Source organism: Hymenobacter sp. BRD67 (assembly GCF_013256425.1).
Lineage (GTDB): Bacteria > Bacteroidota > Bacteroidia > Cytophagales > Hymenobacteraceae > Hymenobacter.
Genome location: NZ_CP053904.1, coordinates 3468989 through 3487385, shown reverse-complemented (window position 1 = coordinate 3487385; position 18397 = coordinate 3468989). Strand labels below are relative to the sequence as shown.

Genomic DNA, 18397 nt, shown 5'->3' with positions numbered 1-18397 from the left:
GGCAAACTTACCCCCACACCTTGGTTCCCTCGGTGCAGTTGCGGCACATCTCAATCTGGTCGCGCCCTTTGAGCAGGGCCTGGCGAAAGCCCTGGTATTTCTGGCCGTGCCAGAGCGTGCGGAAGCTTTCGTTTTCACGGTCGCCGAGCCGGTATTCGGCGTCTTTGTCGAAGCAGCAGGGAACTACCTTGCCGTCCCAGGTTACCACGCAGGAATGCCACATTTTCCAGCAGCCATTCACAAGCTTGTTTTTCAGGCTAAAAGTGCCATTACCGTTGTTGGCATACCGCGAATAGTAGTCGATGGTCGGGATGAGCGGGGAGCCTTGCTGGTAGTCGTAAATCTGCGCGGTCTTAAACCATACATCGTCTACGCCCATTGCCTGGGCCAGCGCTTTGGCATCTGCTATCTGGTGCTCATTGGGGCGCACTACCAAAAACTGAAAAATAATTCGTGGGGTGCTGCTGTTCAGCTCTTTACGCCACTTTATCACGTTGCGGGTGCCGGCCAGTACTTTTTCCAGCTTGCCCCCCACGCGGTACTGCTGATACACTTCCTGGGTAGTGCCGTCGAGCGAGATAATAAGGCGGTCGAGCCCGCTTTCTACTGTGCGGCGCGCGTTCTGGTCGTTGAGAAAGTGGGCATTGGTACTGGTGGCGGTGTAAATACCCTTCTTACTCGCATACTCCACCAAATCCAGAAACTGCGGGTGCAGATAGGGCTCGCCCTGAAAGTAGAAAATGAGGTACCACAACCGGCTGGCTACCTCGTCAATCGTTTGTTTGAACAGCTCGGCCGGCAACATGCCCGTCGGCCGCGTAAACGAGCGCAGGCCGCTGGGGCACTCGGGCAGCGCAGGTTGCAGCTGGTGGTTGGCTCAATGGCCAGCGCTATGGGCAGGCCCCAGGCCCGCGCCCGCCCCGTGAGGCGGCTCAGTATATAGGACGATACTACCTGCGCGGCGTTAAGCACACGCTTGAGCGTGGCTTTACGCAAAAAGGAAAGGCCGTCGCGGATAGTGGAGCGCATAGAGGGGAGAATAGCGGCAATCTGCCGCACCACAGACACCCGAACCCCCACAGAAGTTTGCGCCGGCCGGGTGCCTGCCTACTTAGCTCCGCTGCCAGATAATTGCGACACGGCCGCGCTGTAGATACCGGCCTTGCCAAACGACTGGTTTATTTCGTCTACGGCGGCGCGGCTGCTCATGCGCTTGGGTTTGGGGTTGAGGATGGTGCCATCTTCGCCCAGCAGGAAATAGGTCGGTACTTCGGTGAGGTTATATGCTTTAGCTATTTCTGAGCGCATACCGCCCATTGCCCGCACATGCACCCCCGGCAGCTTTTTAATAGTAACGAGCTGTTTCCAGGGTGCCTCCAGCTCATCGAGCGCCACGTTTACAAACACGATATTCTTGCCCTCAAAGCGCTTATTCAGGTCTTGGGCATAGGCCAGGTCGCGCAGGCAAAGGCCGTTGGTTGATTTCCAGAAGTTCAGGTACACCAGCTTGCCCTGAAAACTGCTCAGGCGCACCGAATCGCCAGTAGCCGTCAGGAGCCGGAAATCGGGCGCCTGAGCACCAATAGCCAGGGCTTTATGCTTGCTAAAATCGCTGTCGAGCGCTGGCAGAAAGCGCTTGCGGCTATCCAGATTGCGGAAGTCGGCGAGCATGGCCGACGATTGCCGCACGTGCCCAAACCGAAACGACTCCTGCAGGATGCGACCCAGCGTAAGCAGTTTCATGGTGCCATTCAGGCGCTTGCTGGCCAGTGAGTAGCAGAAGGGATAGAAATCGGGGTCGGTGCGCAGGTGCTTTTGCTGCGCCGCCATGTAGTGCACATAGTTGAGCAAAAACTCCTGAAACTGCTCGTTGCTAACGGCCGTCTGGTCGTTGAGCAGGTTGGGGTCGCGCAGGAAGTCGTAATAGCCCGGTGTCATCGTCAGCCGGCCTTCCGTGCTCACCACTTGCTCGCGCAGGTCGGGAAAAGTAAGCCGGTCGTTGGCATTGGAATAAGTTATTTCTGCCTTGGCATAGTTATAAAAGTCAATCGTGAAGGATTGACGCGCGGCCCGGTCCTCCAGGAAGTTTTGCTCATGCTTGATGCGATAGTCAAGAAACGAAACAAAGGGAGCTTCATAGAGCTGAATATTGTCGGGCAGCACCTGAAAGCCGTCGTTCGAAACAAACTGCTCGTCAAATTCGGCCAGGTACGAATTGGCATTTGCCATCTGCTGGCGGTGGCGTTGCGCGTCGGTCAGGTTGGCGTTGTTGCGGAGCTTGGTAGCAAAGCCGGTAGGCACATCATTGGCCTTAAACTTAACGGTACCGGGCAAGTCGTCACCCTTAAAACGAACGTCCAAGTCAGTGCCAGGGTCCAAAAATAGGTCAGCAACCGCATCGCCGTATACTAAATCAGCTTTTGTAGAGCCGCTAAGCAAAACACTGAGCCGAAATTCACCTTTCTCGTTGAGGTGGGCATAGCTGATGCGCTCTTTGGCATCAAACGGGCTGTCGCGAATAGAAACGGCTACCGTATCGGTAGTTGGATTGGTAACGCGACCCGTGAGTATCGCCGCGCCGGCCACATCGGCCGGCCGGGCCCCCGCCGATTGAGCCTGGGCAGAAAGTGCCAGCGCCCAGCATAGTACCCAAGTTACTAGACAGGTAAAAGGTAATTTCATATAAAGTCGAACGGGGTATCGAAAGGCGTGGTTTTGGCAAGCCAGCAGGTAGTATAGAAGTTGAGTACCTACTTTGTTTTCGCGGTAAAAGTCAATTGTGACTTCGAAGATAAGACACGTTTGGCGCTCATCTTACACCAAGCCCCGTAAAAAAAAATACTCCTGAAAATTATGGCCTTACCCACCGCTGTTCGAGGGCGAATCCTATATTGGTTTGCCAGCTTGTCAGGTGAACGTCGGCTGAGTTAGCTTACCCAAACAGGCCTTGCAGCACTTCATCGAGCCGGCTTACCGCCTGGATGCGCAGACCCGCGCGGTCCTGGGCGGCCAGGTTCTTGCCGTTGAACTGCGACACGTACATTTCGCGAAAGCCCAGCTTCTCGGCTTCGGCCAGGCGCTGGTCGAGGCGGGGCACGGCGCGCATCTCCCCGCTGAGGCCAACCTCGGCGGCCAGGCATACGTCGCCCGGAATAGGTAGGTCATTGAGCGAGGAAACTACGGCGGCGCACACGGCCGCATCGAGCGCCGGGTCGTCGAGGCGCAGGCCGCCGGCGATATTCAGAAACACATCGTGCTGGCCGAGGCGCAGGCCGGCGCGCTTTTCGAGTACAGCCAGTAGCATTTGCAGGCGCTTGCTGTCGAAGCCCGTACTGCTACGCTGGGGCGTGCCGTAGGTGGCAGGCGTTACCAGGGCCTGCACTTCTACCAGTAGCGGGCGGTTGCCTTCCAGCGTAGCCCCGATAGCCATGCCGCTCAGGCTTTCGGCGCGCTGCGAAAGTAGAATCTCGGACGGGTTCGATACCTGGCGCAGGCCGGTGCCCTGCATCTCGTAAATGCCTAGCTCCGAGGTGCTGCCAAAGCGGTTTTTGGTGGTGCGCAGAATGCGGTAGCTTAAATGCCGGTCGCCCTCAAACTGCAGCACGGTATCGACCATGTGCTCCAGAATTTTGGGGCCCGCAATGCTGCCATCCTTGGTAATGTGCCCGATGAGCAGCACCGGCACGCCGGTTTCCTTGGCGTATTTTAGAAACTCGGCCGTGCACTCGCGCACCTGGCTCACCGAGCCCGCCCCACTCTCTACCAGCGTCGAATGCATGGTCTGGATAGAGTCGATGACGAGCAGGTTGGGCTGCACCTGGTCTACCTGCCGGAAAATATTCTGCGTATTGGTTTCAGTTAATATGTAGCAATTGGCGTGTTGGCCGTCGGCCAGGCGCTCGGCCCGCATCTTTATCTGGGCCTCGCTTTCTTCGCCGCTCACGTACAGAATGCGTAGCTGCTTCATCATCAGGGCAATCTGAAGCATGAGCGTGCTCTTGCCAATGCCCGGCTCGCCGCCGATGAGCACAATAGAGCCCGGTACCAGACCGCCACCCAGCACGCGGTTCAGCTCGCCGTCGGGCGTGAGAATGCGCGGCTCTTCTTCGTGCTGAATATCAGCCAAGGGGCGCGACTTGGCTGCTTTGTTGAGGTTGCCGCCGGGCACGGTGCTGGCAGGCTTCCACTGGCCGGTAGTGGTGGCCACGGTTTCCTTCTGAATAACTTCTTCAACGTAGGTGTTCCACTCGCCGCACGAAGGGCAGCGCCCTATCCACTTGGCCGACTGCGCCCCGCAGCTCTGACAGAAATAAACGGTTCTTGCCTTCGCCATTTGTCCCGGATTCTTGCTAAAATAATGTGCAAGAATAAGGCTCAAAAAGCTAAAAAGGTTGCACAAGGCCGGGGAGGATGCGCGGCATTACTAGTAGAGTGTTGCTATATAAAAAGCCTCTCCCGAAACGAAAGAGGCTTTCCAAACACTTACTTAGTTGGATTTGGGCTGGGTAGTAACAGACTTTATGCCAAAAACCAGCAATGGCTCAAGCTCAAGGCTGTGCAAAGCTGATTTTGTAGCCGCTACGCCAGCAATAGCTGCGCTAAAAATAAGCTTTACAGTCTTTTGGTAGCTTTGCAGCCGTAAGAAATCGCATTTGGAGAGTAGGGTAGGCTTTTTCGTCGGCAAGAAAAAAGAAGTTGCTTTCCTACGACGCGGGCCATGCCAGCCGACAGCCAGGTACACACATTTTATATATAGTAAAAATAATATATGATTAGCCACGGCCAGATTGTCCGGCTTATTTTTGGTTTAAAGCTGCGCGAGCTGCGGCAGGAGCGGGGCCTGTCGCCGGCCGAGCTGGCGCGGGCTGCGACATGTCGATTAGCTACCTCAATGAGATTGAGAAAGGTAAAAAATATCCTAAGGAAGATAAAATAGTAAGTCTGAGCAAGTTCTTAGAAGTACGTTACGACCAGCTGACGTCGGCTGAGCTGCCACGCCGGCTGGAGCCGGTGGCCGACCTGCTAAGTTCCAGGCTGCTCCAGGAGTTTCCATTGGCTATGTTCGGGCTGGAGCCGGCGCGGCTCATCGACCTCATTGCCAATGCGCCGGCCAAGATGAATGCCTTTATCAGCACCATCTTCGAGATTGCGCGCAACTACGAGATGCGGCAGGAGCATTTTTTTGTGGCCGCACTGCGCTCGTACCAGGAAATGCACGACAACTACTTCGAAGACCTGGAGCAGGATGCGCGGGCCTTTGTGGCCAGCCGGCAGCTGGCTACCGAACTGCCCTTCGGCGTAGCCCAGCTCGAAGCGGTGCTGACGCAGGAGTATGGCTACACGCTCGACCGCACCACCCTGGCGCACTACCCCGTGGCGGCGGCCGGCCGCCTGCGCTCGGTGCTGCAGCCCAAAACCCGCACCCTGCTGCTACACCCCAACCTGAGCCGGGGCCAGCAGGCTTTCATTCTGGGGCGTGAGGTGGGCTTCAATTACCTCAAGCTGAAAGAGCGACACTACGCCAGCCCCAACACGCTCGAAATACGCTCGTTTGAGGAGGTGCTCAATAATTTTCGGGCGTCCTACTTTGCCAGCGCGCTGCTGATGGAGGAGGATAGTATGGTGCGCGACCTGCGAGCATTTTTTAGCGCTGAAACGTGGCAGCCCGAAAGTATGCTGGCCCTGCTAACGCGCTACGACGTGAGCCCGGAAATGCTAATGCAGCGCCTGGCTACGCTGCTGCCCCGGTACTTTGGGCTGACCAGCCTGTTTTTTCTGCGATTTGACCAGCCGCGGGCCGGGGCTACCTACGTGCTGACCAAGGAGCTGCACCTCTCGCGCCTGCACAATCCGCACGGCAATGAGCTAAATGAGCACTACTGCCGCCGCTGGGTAAGCCTGCGGCTGATTGCAGAAGGCCGGGCTGCCACGCCGCCCAAGCCCGGCGCGCCGCTGTGCATGCTGCCCGCTGCGCAGCGCTCGCAGTACCTGGGTACCGACGATGAGTACCTGTGCTTTACGCTGGCCCGCGTAGGAGCGGCTGAGGCCCCGGCCATGAGTGTAACCGTGGGCCTGCGCTGCGACGACAACCTGCGCCGGCAGCTCCGGTTTCTGGCCGACCCGCTGCTGCCGGTTAAGCTAGTGAACGAAACCTGCGAGCGCTGTCCGCTGGCGGATTGCGAGGTGCGCGCCGCCCCGCCGGTGCAGGTGCAGCATGCCGCCGAGCGCACCGCATTTGAGGACGCTGTAGCGGCGCTGGTGGCCGGGTGAGGCCGCTAGTGGCCGGCTTCTTGGGCAGAGTGGTTGTAGGCGTCGAGCAGCTGGGGCACATTGGCGTAGCGGTGTCCTTCGGCTCCGGCCCGAATGGCGGCCGCCACTTCGGGAGAGTCGGCGAGGTAATCGGCCAGGAAGGGCGCAAACTTTTTGCCTTCCGGTACGGCCGTCATAGTTGTGGCACCGGGGCGGCGCAGGTACCATGCATGGTTGTACTTATCGCCGAAAGCGCCGGTCCAAACAACTGGCACCAGTACGGCGCCCGGCACCGGCAGCGGAACAGGCACCCCTTTCTTGGGCGTTGCCACATCGAATACCTCCACGCGCGGGCCCACCAGCAGGCGTAGTGCCAGCCCGTGGGCGCTTTCGCCTGGCAGGCGCACGGGCTCGTAGTACTTGCCGCTAAGCTCCACCCATTGCAGCTGCTCGCTGGTAATGAACACCGGCTTGGGCCGGGGCAGCACCAACGGATTGCGCCAGGTAAACTCCAGGCCATTGCCGCGCTCACTTACGTTGGTAATGAATACATAAAGCTGCTTGCCACCCGCCGTACCCAGCCGGCTCACCGGAAAATGGTACTTGGCATTAGCCGGCTGCAGCGTATCGGTGGCCAGGTTGCGGGCCTCCGTTGTCTGCGCCCGCGCTTGGCTCGCCAAGCTCAGCAGCGAAGCCGCAGCTAAAAAAAGAGTAAGCTGTGTACGCATAGTTGTCGGAGCTAAGTACTATATAGCAGGGGCAAATTAACCCCTGCACGCTACACAATGCCAACCGTGCGCCGGATGCCCAGCTTTTTCATGCGAGCCTCCAGGGTTTTTGGGTTGATATCCAGCAGCAAGGCTGCCCCGTTAGGGCCGCTTACCCGGCCTTCGGTGCGGTGCAGCGCCGTTAGGATGTGGTCGCGCTCCTGGTCACGCAGCGTCTTGATGGGTGCAGTCGAGTGAGTGCCAGTTACCGAGGCGGTAGGGGCTTCGTAAGTAGCCGGGCCGGGCGGCAAAGCCAGTAGCGCAGGCCCCGAGGCAAAGCCGCCAAACTCGAGCCACTGGCCTTGGCTCACGATAATAGCCTGCTCCAGCACGTGCTCCAGCTCGCGGATGTTACCGGGCCAGGGGTACGCTTGTAGCGCGGCCATGTCGGCCGGGCGAATGGGCCGCGGTGGGCGTGCCAGCCGCTTGCTCAGATTAGCCAGGTAATGCTGCACCAAGGGCCCAATATCCTGCGGGCGCTCGCGTAGCGGCTGCAAATGAATCGGAAATACGTTTAGCCGATAGTAGAGGTCGGCGCGGAAGCGACCGGCGCGCACTTCGTCTTCGAGCACGCGGTTGGTGGCGGCCAGCACGCGGGCGTCGGTTTGCAGCACGCGGTTGCTGCCCAGGCGCTCAAACTCTTTTTCCTGGAGCACCCGCAGCAGCTTGGCTTGCAGGTCGAGGGGCAGTTCGCCCACTTCATCCAGGAAAATGGTGCCGCCATCGGCCAGCTCAAACTTGCCGATGCGCCGTTCCACGGCCCCGGTATAAGCGCCTTTTTCATGGCCAAATAGCTCGCTCTCAATAAGCTGCGCTGGCAATGCCGCGCAGTTTATCTTTACCAGCGCCCGGCCGTGGCGGGGCGAGGCCTGGTGCAGGGCGCGGGCCACCACTTCCTTGCCGGTGCCGGTTTCGCCGGTGATGAGCACGGTGGCGTCGGTGCCAGCTACCTGCGCAATGCGCTGGCGCACCTGCTGCAAGGCCGGGCTATTGCCAATGAGGCCATCGGCGGGCCGGTCGGTATTTATCTCATCTATTAAATAGGTACGCTCCTGCTCCACTTTCGCCTTCAGCTCCTCAATTTGCTCGAAGGCAAACAGGTTTTCCAGGGCTAAGACAATCTGCGGTAATAACGCCTGGATAGTAGCTTGGTTGTCAACGTTGAAAGCCTCCGGGTCGGCCGCCGAGAGCGTAAGAACTGCCTGGCTGTCGGGGCGCTGCCACAGCAGGGCTACCAGCATGGCCCGCGTGCCGTAGTGCTCATACACGTAGCGCAGCCGCGGGTAGCGCACGGCCAGCGCGTGAAAATCGGCTCCCGTGTACACGCCCGAAGTTTGCAATAAGCTGTGCAGCTGTTCGTAGCTGCCGCCGCGGTGGTCCAGGCTAGCCTGCTGCTCACGGTCGATGGCCAGCGCTTCGAGCGGCCCGGCCCCTACACGGGAGAATTCGGCAAAAGCCTCAAAGTTTTTAGTTGGGCCGGTACGATTTATTCTGATTCCAAAATATTCAAAAGGTACTACCTTGCCCAGCGCCTCCGCTATGGCCTGGAACAGCGGCTCGCGCTGCTTGATGCTAAGCAGCGCGTGGGTAACGGCCAGCTGCATACTGCGTTCCTGCTCGCGCCGCGCTATCTCCTCAAAGGCCAGAGTGTTGCCCACGGCTACAGCTACCAGCGAGCCGATTTTTTCAAGCAGGCGCTCGTCGGCTGGCGTGAGCGCCGGCCGCCGCGCTGCCGAGAGGATAAGAAACCCGGTGAGCCGGCCACTAAGCCACAGCGGCACCGTTGTCATATAGTAAATTCCTTCCCTGCGAAGCTTATTAAAGGGTTCAAAATCAGGATAGTGAGCAGCGTATTCTTCCAGGCTGATATGCCGGAGCCGGGGGTCGGCCACGAGCTGCTCGACGGGCGAGCCCGCAATAGGTGAAAAATTGCTGGCTGTGGCATCGGGTGGCGGGCCGGGTGTGGAGCCACCCACGTAGTTGCGCAAAAACAGGCGCTTGTTCAGCAATTCCTTGTCGAATACGTTGATGCCAATCAGGTCGAAAGGGAAGATAAGCCGTAGCTTATTGGTAATCATCTGAAAAAGGACCTCTTTCTCCCGGATGGTCGCAATGGCCTCGTTGAGGTGTAGTAGCAGGGTTTCATCTTGGTTAGACTGCGGCATGGCTGGGTAAGATGATAATTACTGTTGAGCAATGGCTGAAATTGAAATAGGGAAATTCCTGTTATTTAAGGAAACCCTGCTTTTGCGCTATTGTTTGAGTGAAGCTATATCGGAGAAAAATATTTTTTATTAATCACTAAATGAATGAGTTATAAATAATAAATGTACCAACATCTTATTGGCACAATAGTCGGTAAGTCAGTGGCACACTACTACGCCACTTGGCTTATGTTTTCTAGATATCAACTTACCGGTTTTGCGGGGCTATCGCTGTTGGGCGGGCTGCTGACCCAGCCGGCGCTGGCCCAAAACCAGCCCGGTATTCCGGCTGCCTCACAAGCAATTGGCTTGGTGAGCGACTCCCTGACGCTGGGCGGCACGGTTCAGGCCGTACTTGACGCCAACCCCGGCGTCACCAATCTTACCGAACTGGCAAATGCAGCCAGCAGCCGCCTGAGTCAGACTCAGGCTGGCTTCTTGCCCCAGATTACGGGCACGGCCACTTATACCCGTCTCGACCCGGTATCGCACGCAGAGTTTGGCGGCGCGGGTTTCAATTTGCGCCCAACAATAACTTCGATGCTCACCTGACAGCGCAGTACGAGGTATTCGATTTTGGAAAGCGGGAAGCCATTACTAATCTCTCGCGTTCGCAGGTGCAGACGGCACAGGACAATATCCTGGTAGCTCGCCGCGACCTAGCCTTCAACGCGGCGCAAACGTATTATAATATCCTGTTCATGCGCGAAAGCATACGGGTGCAGGATGAGCAGATTGCCTCGCTGGTGGCGCACCGCAATGAGATGGAGAAGCGTGTGGAGGCTGGCGTCAGTACCAAGTTTGACGTGACGACCACCGACGTACGCATCACCCAGGCTCAGAACACCAAGCTCGACCTGCAAAACCAGCTGCGCAACCAGCAGGTGCAACTGGCCCGTCTGCTGCACAAGCCGCAGCAGGCCGACATTCCGGTGAAAGGCCGCCTCAGCTACGACCAGCAGCCCGTGAACCTGGAAGCCGAGCTGACCAAGGCCGCTGCCAACCGCCCCGAAGTGAAGCTGGCCAAAGATGCGGAAGCCACCGCCGACCTGCAAGCCAAACTCATCGACAAAAGCAACCTGCCGAGCCTCGGCGTAGGTGCGCAGGTAGGTAGCAAAAATGGCTACATCCTGCCCAATGTGGCCATCACCGATATGCGCTTTAATACGGTAGGCGTAGCTCAGCTGTCGGTGCCCATCTACGACGGTGGTAAAAACCGCAAGCAGCGTTTAGAAGCTGCCGCCAGCTACCGCGCCAGCCAGGCCCGTACTGCCGACACGCAGGAGCAAATTCGCGCCGACGTGCGCCAGGCAGCTAATAATATCGAGTTTAGCCAGGCCCGCTACAACAACGCTCTGCAGCAGGTGGCGCAGGCTACCGATGCCCTCACCCGCGCCCAGGGCCGCTACCGCTACGGCGTAGGCCAGAACCTGGACGTGCTTGATGCCGAAACTCAACTGGCCCAGGCCCGCCTGGCTCGTGCCCAAGCTATGTACAACTACACCCTCGGCCAATACCAACTCAAGCGCGCCACCGGCGAGCAGATTTGGTAATGAAATAATTAGAAGTCATGAACTAAGAGTAGACGCCGTCTTTTCGCTGCTGCTCAGGTATTCTGATTCATGATTTTTAATCTGTGATTTTTATAAAGAAATGACCCTCTCCACCATTCTCTGCCCGCTCGATTTTTCGGCTGCCTCGGCAGCGCTGGTGGCCTACGCCGCCGCGCTGGCCGTAGGCACGGGGCCGAGCTGCGCCTGCTGTACGTGCAGGAGCCCGCCCCGGCGGGCCAGACCATTGAGGCCGAAGCTGCGCTGACGGCCCATCGGGCCGCGGCCGTTGCCGCCGGCGTTGCCCGCGTCAGCACTGAGCTGGCGCATGGCGAGGCGGCTGCCACCATTCTGGCCGAGGCCCAGCGCTACCATGCCGACTTAATCGTCATCGGGGCCCACGGCCAAACCTGCCTCAGCCGCTTTTTAATGGGCAACACTGCCGAAATGGTAGTGCGTACCGCGCCTTGTCCCACCCTGCTCGTTCGCGAGTAAAAGCATTGGCTGCTCCCTGGCTGTTACGTAGTTAGGGCAAAGCAGCAGTAACCAGTACTTATATCAGAAGAAACCAGCACCCGCAACTTACAATGGCTACCCAAACTCAATCCCAAGAAGAGGTTCCTACCGCAGTCGCCGAGCCGCTCGAAGAACCCAAAAAGCGTAACCCGCTGGCACTTATTATCCTGGCGGTGGTGCTGCTGGTCGGCGGCTACTTTGGCTGGACGCGCTACCAGTTTGCCAAAGCGCACGAAAGCACCGACGACGCCCAGGTAGAAGGCGACGTATACCCGATTCTGCCCCGCGTGGCCGGCCCGGTCCTGAAAGTGTTTGTTGATGACAACCAGACGGTGAAAAAGGGCGACACGCTCGTTACCATCGATAAGTCGGACTATCAGCAGCGCGTAAACGCGGCGCAGGCGGCGCTGCTGGCAGCCCAGGCACAGGTGACGGCCGCCCGGGCGGGCGTAGCCACAGCCCAAGCTAACGTGCGCACCGCCCAAACCACTATCGGCGTGAGCGAAGCCAACTTGTCGAAGCTGCAAAAAGACTTGCAGCGCAGCACCAAGCTGCGCAACGAGGATATTATTCCGCAGAGTGATTATGATGCGGTGCAGGCCAACCTCAAGTCGACTACTGCCCAGCGGAGCACCGCTACCGACCAGGTGAGCGTGGCCCGCCAGCAGGTGGCCGCTGCCCAGCAGCAGATAGCCGTGGCCCAGGCCGTGGTAAAGCAGCGCCAAGCCGACCTCGACAATGCCCGACTCCAGCTCAGCTACACGACGCTCGTGGCTCCCGGCAACGGTATCGTAAGCAAGAAAAGCGTGCAGCCCGGCCAGGTAGTATCGCCCGGCCAGCAGCTTTTAGGTATTGTTTCGAGCAACAAAACCTGGGTTATTGCCAACTTTAAGGAAACCCAGATGGAAGAAATGAAAGTGGGCCAGCCGGTCAAGCTGGAAATCGATGCCTATCCGCATGAAGAGTTTCAGGGCCACGTCGAGTCGCTGTCGGCTGCTACGGGTGCCCGCTTTGCCCTGCTGCCTCCCGATAATGCCAGCGGCAACTTCGTAAAAGTAACCCAGCGTATTCCCGTGAAAATCGTGCTCGACCACGAAGACCCGCAGCACCCGCTGCGGGCCGGCATGAGCGTAAACGCGATTGTTGCCGTGAAGTAATCAGAGCTAACAGGTAAGAGTCAGGAGCTGAAGCCAGTATAGTTGTTTCGTTACCGCCAGTCTGCTTTTCAACTCTTAACTCTTAACCTTTAACTCACAACTAATCTAGTTTATGGAAACCGGATTTAGAAAATGGATTATCGTAGTTACGGTAGTTCTCTGCTGCCTTCTCGAGCTGATTGATACCAGTATCGTGAACGTGGCGCTGACCCAGATGATGGGCAACCTTTCGGCTACGCAGCAGGAAGTGAGCTGGGTAGTAGCTTCTTATGCCATTGCCAACGTTATTGTTATTCCGATGACCGGCTTCCTGGCCGAGCAGTTCGGCCGCAAAAACTACTACCTCGTATCGGTGATAATCTTTACGCTGGCCTCTATGGCCTGCGGCCAGAGTACCAACCTGTGGGAGCTGGTGGCCTTCCGCTTTATTCAGGGTATCGGGGGTGGAGCGCTCATGGCTACTTCGCAGGCTATTCTGATTGATACTTTTCCGCCCAAGCAGCTGCCCCTCGGGCAGGCCCTGTTTGGCATGGGCGTAATCATCGGCCCTACTATCGGGCCAACGCTCGGGGCTATATAGTAGAAAATTATGACTGGCCCTGGATATTCTACGTGAACGTGCCCGTGGGCATCATGGCCAGCATTTTCACCATCCTGTTTATCCGCGACCCCGAGCGCATCAAGAATGCTATCCCCAAGCCGTTGCGCGAGATTGACTGGGCCGGAATCGGCTTGCTGATACTGGGGGTAGGCTCCTTGCAGTTTGTGCTGGAGCAGGGCGAAACCAAAGACTGGTTCGACGACAACATCATCGTGCTCTTTACCTTGCTGGCCGCCGTTGGCCTCATCGGGTTCATCTGGCGGGAGCTTACCGCCAAGGCACCCATCGTGGACCTGCGCGTACTTACTAAAAGCCGTAACCTGGCGGTAGGGGCCTTCCTGTCGTTCGTGCTGGGCTTTGGCTTGTTTGCCTCGGTGTTTGTATTTCCCATCTTCACGCAGCGCATTCTGGGCTTCTCCGCCGAGCAAACGGGCTACATTCTGCTACCTGGCGCATTGGCTTCGGGCCTGATGATGCCCCTTGTAGGGAAAATGCTGGTGGCGGGCGTGCCCCAGAAGGCGATGCTGCCGGTAGGCTTTGCCATCTTCTTCGGCTTCACCTTCTGGATGGCCGCCCAGATTTCGCCCACCGCCGGTGAAAGCGACTTCTTCTGGCCGCTCATTGTGCGGGGCGTGGGCCTGGGCCTCATCTTTATGCCCATCACCACCATGAGCCTGGCGGGCCTGCAAGGCCGTGATGCCGGCCAGGCCGCGGGCCTTACCGGCATGATTCGCCAGCTCGGCGGCTCGTTTGGGGTGGCCATTGTGGGCACTTACCTCGAGCGCACCATTCAGGCCAACCGCGTGGCCCTGCTGCCCAATATCTCGCTCTACAACCCCGAAACTACCCAGCGCCTGCAAGCCTTCACGCAGAGCTTTCTGGCAAAAGGCTATTCGCTGAACCAAGCCCAGCAGCAGGCTTACGCCGTGCTCGAAGGTGTATTGATGAAACAGGTATCGCTGATTACCTACTCGCAGATATTTACCTCGCTTGGGTTGTTTTTCCTGGCTTGCGTACCGCTTATCCTGCTGGTAAAACGGACTAAGCAAGGCGAGAAAATCGACCTTAACGCGGCACACTAAGCAGGATGGCCCGGCTTTTGCAAAGCCTTCCCTACGTGGCTGTTTAGGTGACGATTATTAGGCACTAGGTTAGTATACTTTACCAAAAAAGGCTTCCCGCATTATGCGGGAAGCCTTTTTTATGCGTGCGGTCTGCCAGCCGTTTATTGGTACTGAATGTAGAGCGGCTTAGGATTCAGCTCGCTGAGCACCTCTTTCGGCGTCATCAGGTGCGAGTTACGGGGTTTGATATCGTATTCGTAGAATAATTTGAAACCTGTATATTGTACGGGCTGCTTCTCGATATACGCTTTGTACGAATCCTTCTTAAGCGTGGGGTCGCCCCAGCCGTCCATGTCCATCACCACCTGCACGCGCGGGTCGAGCTTGATGTTCTTGTAATTCGTCACCATACCCTGCGTAAAGCGGTGCACCATCAAAATCTTAGGCGGCAGGTGATTTTCACTCACGATGCGCGCCAGAAAATTGATGGCATAGTTTACGTCCTTGGCATCGTAGGTGCCGATTTTTTTGCCGGGGCGCACGCCCTTGGTTTGCATCGCAAACTCGGGGTCGATGCCGAGGTGAATGGTCGGGTCTTTCATGTACTCGGCCAGCTTGGGCAGCTCGTGCTTCAGGTCGCTGAGGCCCACCTGCACATCCATAAACAGAATGCAGTTGTGCTCCTTGGCCCAGGCGCGGGTTTCCTCAATGGTGCTCTTTGAGTTCATGAGGCGATACTTGCCATCGCCGGCGCTACCCTGCGCCGTAATGGTCACGCTGTGCAGGGCCGGCTGAATGGGCAGGGTTGGGTCGGCAGCCTGCCACTCCTTCAGCACCTTATCAAACTTGCGGAACATCTGGTCCTTGGGCTCGCGGCCCAGAATACCCATGCCCTTCGAGCGAATATTGCCATAAAATGCGACGATGCGGTGGCCGGGCAAAATAGCGCCCGGCAGCTGCCCGCTCTTGCGCACAATACTGTCGGCCCTGAGCGAGTCGCGCTGCAAGGCCAGGCGCTTAATCTTCACCGTGTCGACCGGAGCCGGCTTGTGGGCAACACCGGAATCGCCACCTTGGCTGGCTGAGGTTTCGCCCTGGCCGGGGCGGGTTTGGCAGGCAGCCAGGCTGACGCTGGCTAGCAGCCCCAGGCTCAGCGCGCCGCGCCAAGCCGAATGAAAACGTGAACGCACTACAGTTGAGATAGCTAAATGAAGGCGCAAGTTACGGCCGGGCAGGTCCCCGGCAAGTAAGCTTCCTGTAGCCAGTATGAAGGCAGGCCACGCGGTGCGGTGCAGATGCCAACCGATAACTTGCGGGCTGCTTCAACCTTGCCTGCCTAAGCTGGTGTCTTCCCGTCTTGCTACTGCCCTGCGCGCCTTCGCGGCGCTTGCCCGCACTCCCGCACTGCTTAATGTGGTGCTGACCGCCGATGCCAATGCCTGGCGGGCGCGGGCCCTGGCCCATGCCCAGCGCTGGCCGGGCCTCAATGCCGACGGACTGCCTTTGCTGCCATTTACGCAGTTTGTGCCGCCCACGGCACCCGCGGCAGCTCGCACCGTAGGGCCTTTTGCTTTTGGCGATGGCGGCTCGCTGCCCACCGACCTGCTGCTGCTACGCGCGCTGGCCCGGCAGCAGCCGGGCTGTCGCTACTTCGAAATCGGCACCTGGCGCGGCGAAAGCGCGGCCAATGTGGCGGCCGAGGCGGCTACCGTGCACACCCTCAACCTGAGCGCCGACGAAATGCGGGCGCTTCACTTACCCGAGCGCTACATCGGGCTGCATGGATATTTCTCGCGCCCACTACCCAATGTGACGCACCTGCACGGCAACTCCGCTGCCTTCGAGCTGGCCAGCTTACAGCGCAAGGCGGGGCCTTTCGACCTGGTTTTTATTGATGGTGACCACCGCTACGAGGCCGTGCGCCGCGATACAGCCCGCGTATTTGAGCACCTGGTAAGCTCCCATACGGTAGTGGTGTGGCACGATGCCAGCCGCCAGCCGGGCCAGCCGCGCTGGGAAGTGCTGGCCGGCCTGCTCGATGGCCTGCCCGCCGGCTTGCCGGGCCAGCTGTCGCAGGTAGGTAATACGCTGTGTGCTATATATTCACCAAGTCATATGCCTGCCCTGGCCCCGACCCGCTGGCCGACCCGGCCCGGTTTGAGGTAGAAGTGCGGTTTTAGCGCAGCTGACGCTTATATAGCTGCACTGTATTCTCCAGTCCCAGATACAAAGCGTCGGCTATCAGTGCATGCCCGATGCTCACTTCCTGCAAGCCGGGCAGCTCTTGGGCCAGGTAAGCAAGATTTTCCAGGTCGAGGTCGTGGCCGGCATTGAGGCCGAGGCCGGCCGCTACGGCTGCTTCGGCGGTGGCCCGGTAGGGCCGCACGGCCGCTAGGCGGTCGGTAGGGTAGAGGCGGGCATACGCTTCGGTATACAGCTCGATGCGGTCGGTACCCGTGCTAGCTGCCGCCGCTATCAGCCCCGGCTCGGGGTCGAGGAAAATGCTGACACGGGCACCGTAGCTCTTCAGCTCGGCCACCACATCGCGCAGGTAGGCCTGGTGCTTCGCCACGTCCCAGCCGGCATTCGAAGTGATGGCGTCGGGCGCATCGGGCACCAGCGTTACCTGCTCGGGGCGCACTTCACGCACCAGGGCCAAAAAATCGGGAGTGGGATTGCCTTCCACGTTCAGCTCGGTGGTGACGATAGCTTTCAGCTCGCGTACATCCTGGTAGCGGATGTGGCGCTCGTCGGGGCGCGGGTGCACCGTAATGCCTTCACCTCCAAAGCGCTCGATGTCGCGGGCGGCTTGCAGCAAGTCGGGGCGGGCATGCAGGCCACGGGCATTGCGCAGGGTGGCAATTTTGTTGATGTTAACGCTTAGCTTGACCACTGATTAGCTCGGATTTTAACGGATTGCACGGATTTTGTGGACGGCGTGCGCCGGGTAGGCTGGCGCGGCAGCGCAAGGTACCTTTGCCGGGCGGTTGGGTGCCCCGCCGTTTCTTGCCAGTGTAACCCAGCCGGCCGGCCTTGGGTTGCGCCAGGCTCCGCCCGGAGCCGCTACGCTTCGGCCAGCCGATTATTTTTCGTATTCCTTCTCCCACTCTTCCCAAAATGGCTCTCAAAGACACCATCGACGCCGGCATCAAGCAAGCTATGCTGGCGAAAGACAAAGTGCGCCTTACGGCGCTACGCAGCATCAAGTCGCAAATCCTGCTGGCCGAAACGGCTGAAGGAGCCAGCGCCACCGGCCTCAGCGCCGACCAGGAGCAGAAGCTGCTCATCAAGGCCGCCAAGCAGCGCCGCGACTCGGCGGCAACTTATAAAGAGCAGTTCCGCTCCGACCTCGAAGAAACCGAGCTGGCCGAGCTGGCTATTATCGAAGAGTTCCTGCCCCAGCAGCTTTCCGAGGCCGATTTGGTAGAAAAGCTCGTCGCTATTATTCAGCGCGTGGGCGCCACCGGCCCTTCCGACCTTGGCAAGGTGATGGGCGTAGCCGCCCGTGAGCTGGCTGGCCAGGCCGATGGCAAGCAGATTTCGCAAACGGTGAGCAGCCTGCTCAATAACACTAATTTCTAAAAACGGAAGCTGAATGGAAGAATGGAGTATCGGTTTTATCTTATTCTTCATTCCTCCTTTCGGGTTCTGCTTCAACGCATGACTCCGCTCGACCTGCTGCTCCTGCTGCCCATAGCTGTTGGCACGGTTAAGGGATTCCGCAAAGGGCTGGTGCTGGAAGTAGTGTCGCTGCTGGCGTTTGTGCTGGGCGTAGTAGGTGGGCTGAGCTTGCTGAGCGCTGCTATTCCGGTAGTGCGCGGATACCTGGGCGAGCTATTTGGGATGCTGCCCCTGGTGGCTTTTCTACTGGTGCTGGTGGGTATTATGTGGGGCGTTCACCTGCTGGGCGGACTCGTCAAAACGGCCGTTCACCTCACACCGCTCGGCGTGCTCGACAACCTGCTCGGAGCCGTGGCAGGCGGCCTGAAATGGCTGCTTGGGTTGAGCCTGCTGCTGCACGGAACCGCGCTGGCGGGCCTGCCCCTGCTGGCTCCCAGCCTCACCACTGGCTCGGTCGTGCTGCCCTGGGTACAAAAAGCTACTCCCCTGGCCTTGCAGGTAACCAGCTACGTGCTGCCAATCGGCCACAATCTGCTCGGCCGGCTGAAAGCTGCCATGTGATGGCCCGAGTTAGACTGGTTAATCGCTAGCGTAGATTAGCTACCGTTGCCACCCGGCCCACCTGGCGGGTGCAGTTTGCCTGCTGGGGCCGAGCCTGGAAACTGCCC

15 protein-coding genes and 2 pseudogenes are annotated in these 18397 nt (G+C 58.7%); 10 read left to right on the top strand and 7 right to left on the bottom strand.

All coding sequences use genetic code 11. The features are described from left to right. Positions 1-7: 7 nt before the first annotated feature. The 3 genes and pseudogenes from GKZ67_RS16220 to radA all read right to left on the bottom strand — a co-directional run bounded on the left by GKZ67_RS16220 (position 8) and on the right by radA (position 4333). Positions 8-1029, bottom strand: a pseudogene (locus tag GKZ67_RS16220) (SPASM domain-containing protein). 78 nt (positions 1030-1107) lie between these two features. Then, positions 1108-2682: a peroxiredoxin family protein gene (locus GKZ67_RS16215; protein WP_173244323.1), complete on the bottom strand. Its 1575-nt coding sequence runs from the start codon at positions 2680-2682 to the stop codon at positions 1108-1110. Positions 2683-2932: 250 nt separating this feature from the next. Next, on the bottom strand, positions 2933-4333 hold the full coding sequence (gene radA / locus GKZ67_RS16210; protein WP_173244321.1) for a DNA repair protein RadA: 1401 nt from the start codon (positions 4331-4333) through the stop codon (positions 2933-2935). 539 nt (positions 4334-4872) lie between these two features. Here radA and GKZ67_RS16205 point away from each other — a divergent pair. Further along, a complete protein-coding gene (locus GKZ67_RS16205) occupies positions 4873-6270 on the top strand; it encodes an ImmA/IrrE family metallo-endopeptidase (protein ID WP_173244318.1) in 1398 nt (465 codons plus the stop codon). A gap of 5 nt (positions 6271-6275) precedes the next feature. On the opposite strand, the gene GKZ67_RS16200 is transcribed toward GKZ67_RS16205, so the two are convergent. Then, positions 6276-6977: a hypothetical protein gene (locus GKZ67_RS16200; RefSeq protein WP_173244315.1), complete on the bottom strand. Its 702-nt coding sequence runs from the start codon at positions 6975-6977 to the stop codon at positions 6276-6278. Between the two features lie 50 nt (positions 6978-7027). Then, a complete protein-coding gene (locus tag GKZ67_RS16195) occupies positions 7028-9181 on the bottom strand; it encodes a sigma-54-dependent Fis family transcriptional regulator (RefSeq protein WP_173244312.1) in 2154 nt (717 codons plus the stop codon). Positions 9182-9409: 228 nt separating this feature from the next. On the opposite strand from GKZ67_RS16195, the gene GKZ67_RS16190 reads away from it, so the two are divergent. The 6 genes and pseudogenes from GKZ67_RS16190 to GKZ67_RS16165 form a co-directional block, all read left to right on the top strand. After that, a complete protein-coding gene (locus GKZ67_RS16190; protein ID WP_173244309.1) occupies positions 9410-9772 on the top strand; it encodes a hypothetical protein in 363 nt (120 codons plus the stop codon). Further along, positions 9706-10773: a TolC family protein gene (locus GKZ67_RS16185; RefSeq protein ID WP_317172310.1), complete on the top strand. Its 1068-nt coding sequence runs from the start codon at positions 9706-9708 to the stop codon at positions 10771-10773. The genes GKZ67_RS16190 and GKZ67_RS16185 overlap by 67 nt, the downstream gene beginning before the upstream one ends. Before the next feature lie 100 nt (positions 10774-10873). Next, a complete protein-coding gene (locus tag GKZ67_RS16180; RefSeq protein ID WP_173244303.1) occupies positions 10874-11038 on the top strand; it encodes a hypothetical protein in 165 nt (54 codons plus the stop codon). Further along, positions 10987-11265 (top strand): universal stress protein, encoded by a 279-nt coding sequence (locus GKZ67_RS16175; protein WP_173244300.1) that lies wholly within the window; start codon positions 10987-10989, stop codon positions 11263-11265. The genes GKZ67_RS16180 and GKZ67_RS16175 overlap by 52 nt, the downstream gene beginning before the upstream one ends. 92 nt (positions 11266-11357) lie before the next feature. After that, complete coding sequence (locus GKZ67_RS16170) at positions 11358-12443, top strand: HlyD family secretion protein (RefSeq protein ID WP_173244295.1); 1086 nt, start codon at positions 11358-11360, stop codon at positions 12441-12443. A 211-nt stretch (positions 12444-12654) separates the two neighbouring features. Continuing rightward, positions 12655-14126 (top strand): annotated as a pseudogene (locus tag GKZ67_RS16165) (DHA2 family efflux MFS transporter permease subunit); the annotation flags it as partial. Positions 14127-14269: 143 nt separating this feature from the next. On the opposite strand, the gene GKZ67_RS16160 reads toward GKZ67_RS16165, so the two are convergent. Continuing rightward, positions 14270-15298, bottom strand: a complete 1029-nt coding sequence (locus GKZ67_RS16160) for a hypothetical protein (protein ID WP_254244881.1) — start codon at positions 15296-15298, stop codon at positions 14270-14272. Positions 15299-15452: 154 nt separating this feature from the next. On the opposite strand from GKZ67_RS16160, the gene GKZ67_RS16155 reads away from it, so the two are divergent. Further along, positions 15453-16274, top strand: coding sequence for a class I SAM-dependent methyltransferase (locus GKZ67_RS16155; protein WP_173244292.1), 822 nt, complete (start codon positions 15453-15455; stop codon positions 16272-16274). A 10-nt stretch (positions 16275-16284) separates the two neighbouring features. Here GKZ67_RS16155 and GKZ67_RS16150 read toward each other — a convergent pair whose 3' ends face one another. Further along, positions 16285-17001, bottom strand: a complete 717-nt coding sequence (locus GKZ67_RS16150) for a pyridoxine 5'-phosphate synthase (protein WP_173244289.1) — start codon at positions 16999-17001, stop codon at positions 16285-16287. A 224-nt stretch (positions 17002-17225) separates the two neighbouring features. Here GKZ67_RS16150 and GKZ67_RS16145 point away from each other — a divergent pair, with 224 nt between their 5' ends. Both GKZ67_RS16145 and GKZ67_RS16140 read left to right on the top strand, forming a co-directional pair. Then, positions 17226-17690, top strand: a complete 465-nt coding sequence (locus GKZ67_RS16145; protein ID WP_173244286.1) for a GatB/YqeY domain-containing protein — start codon at positions 17226-17228, stop codon at positions 17688-17690. Between the two features lie 78 nt (positions 17691-17768). Next, positions 17769-18290, top strand: a complete 522-nt coding sequence (locus tag GKZ67_RS16140) for a CvpA family protein (protein ID WP_173244283.1) — start codon at positions 17769-17771, stop codon at positions 18288-18290. The last annotated feature ends 107 nt before the right edge of the window (positions 18291-18397 follow it).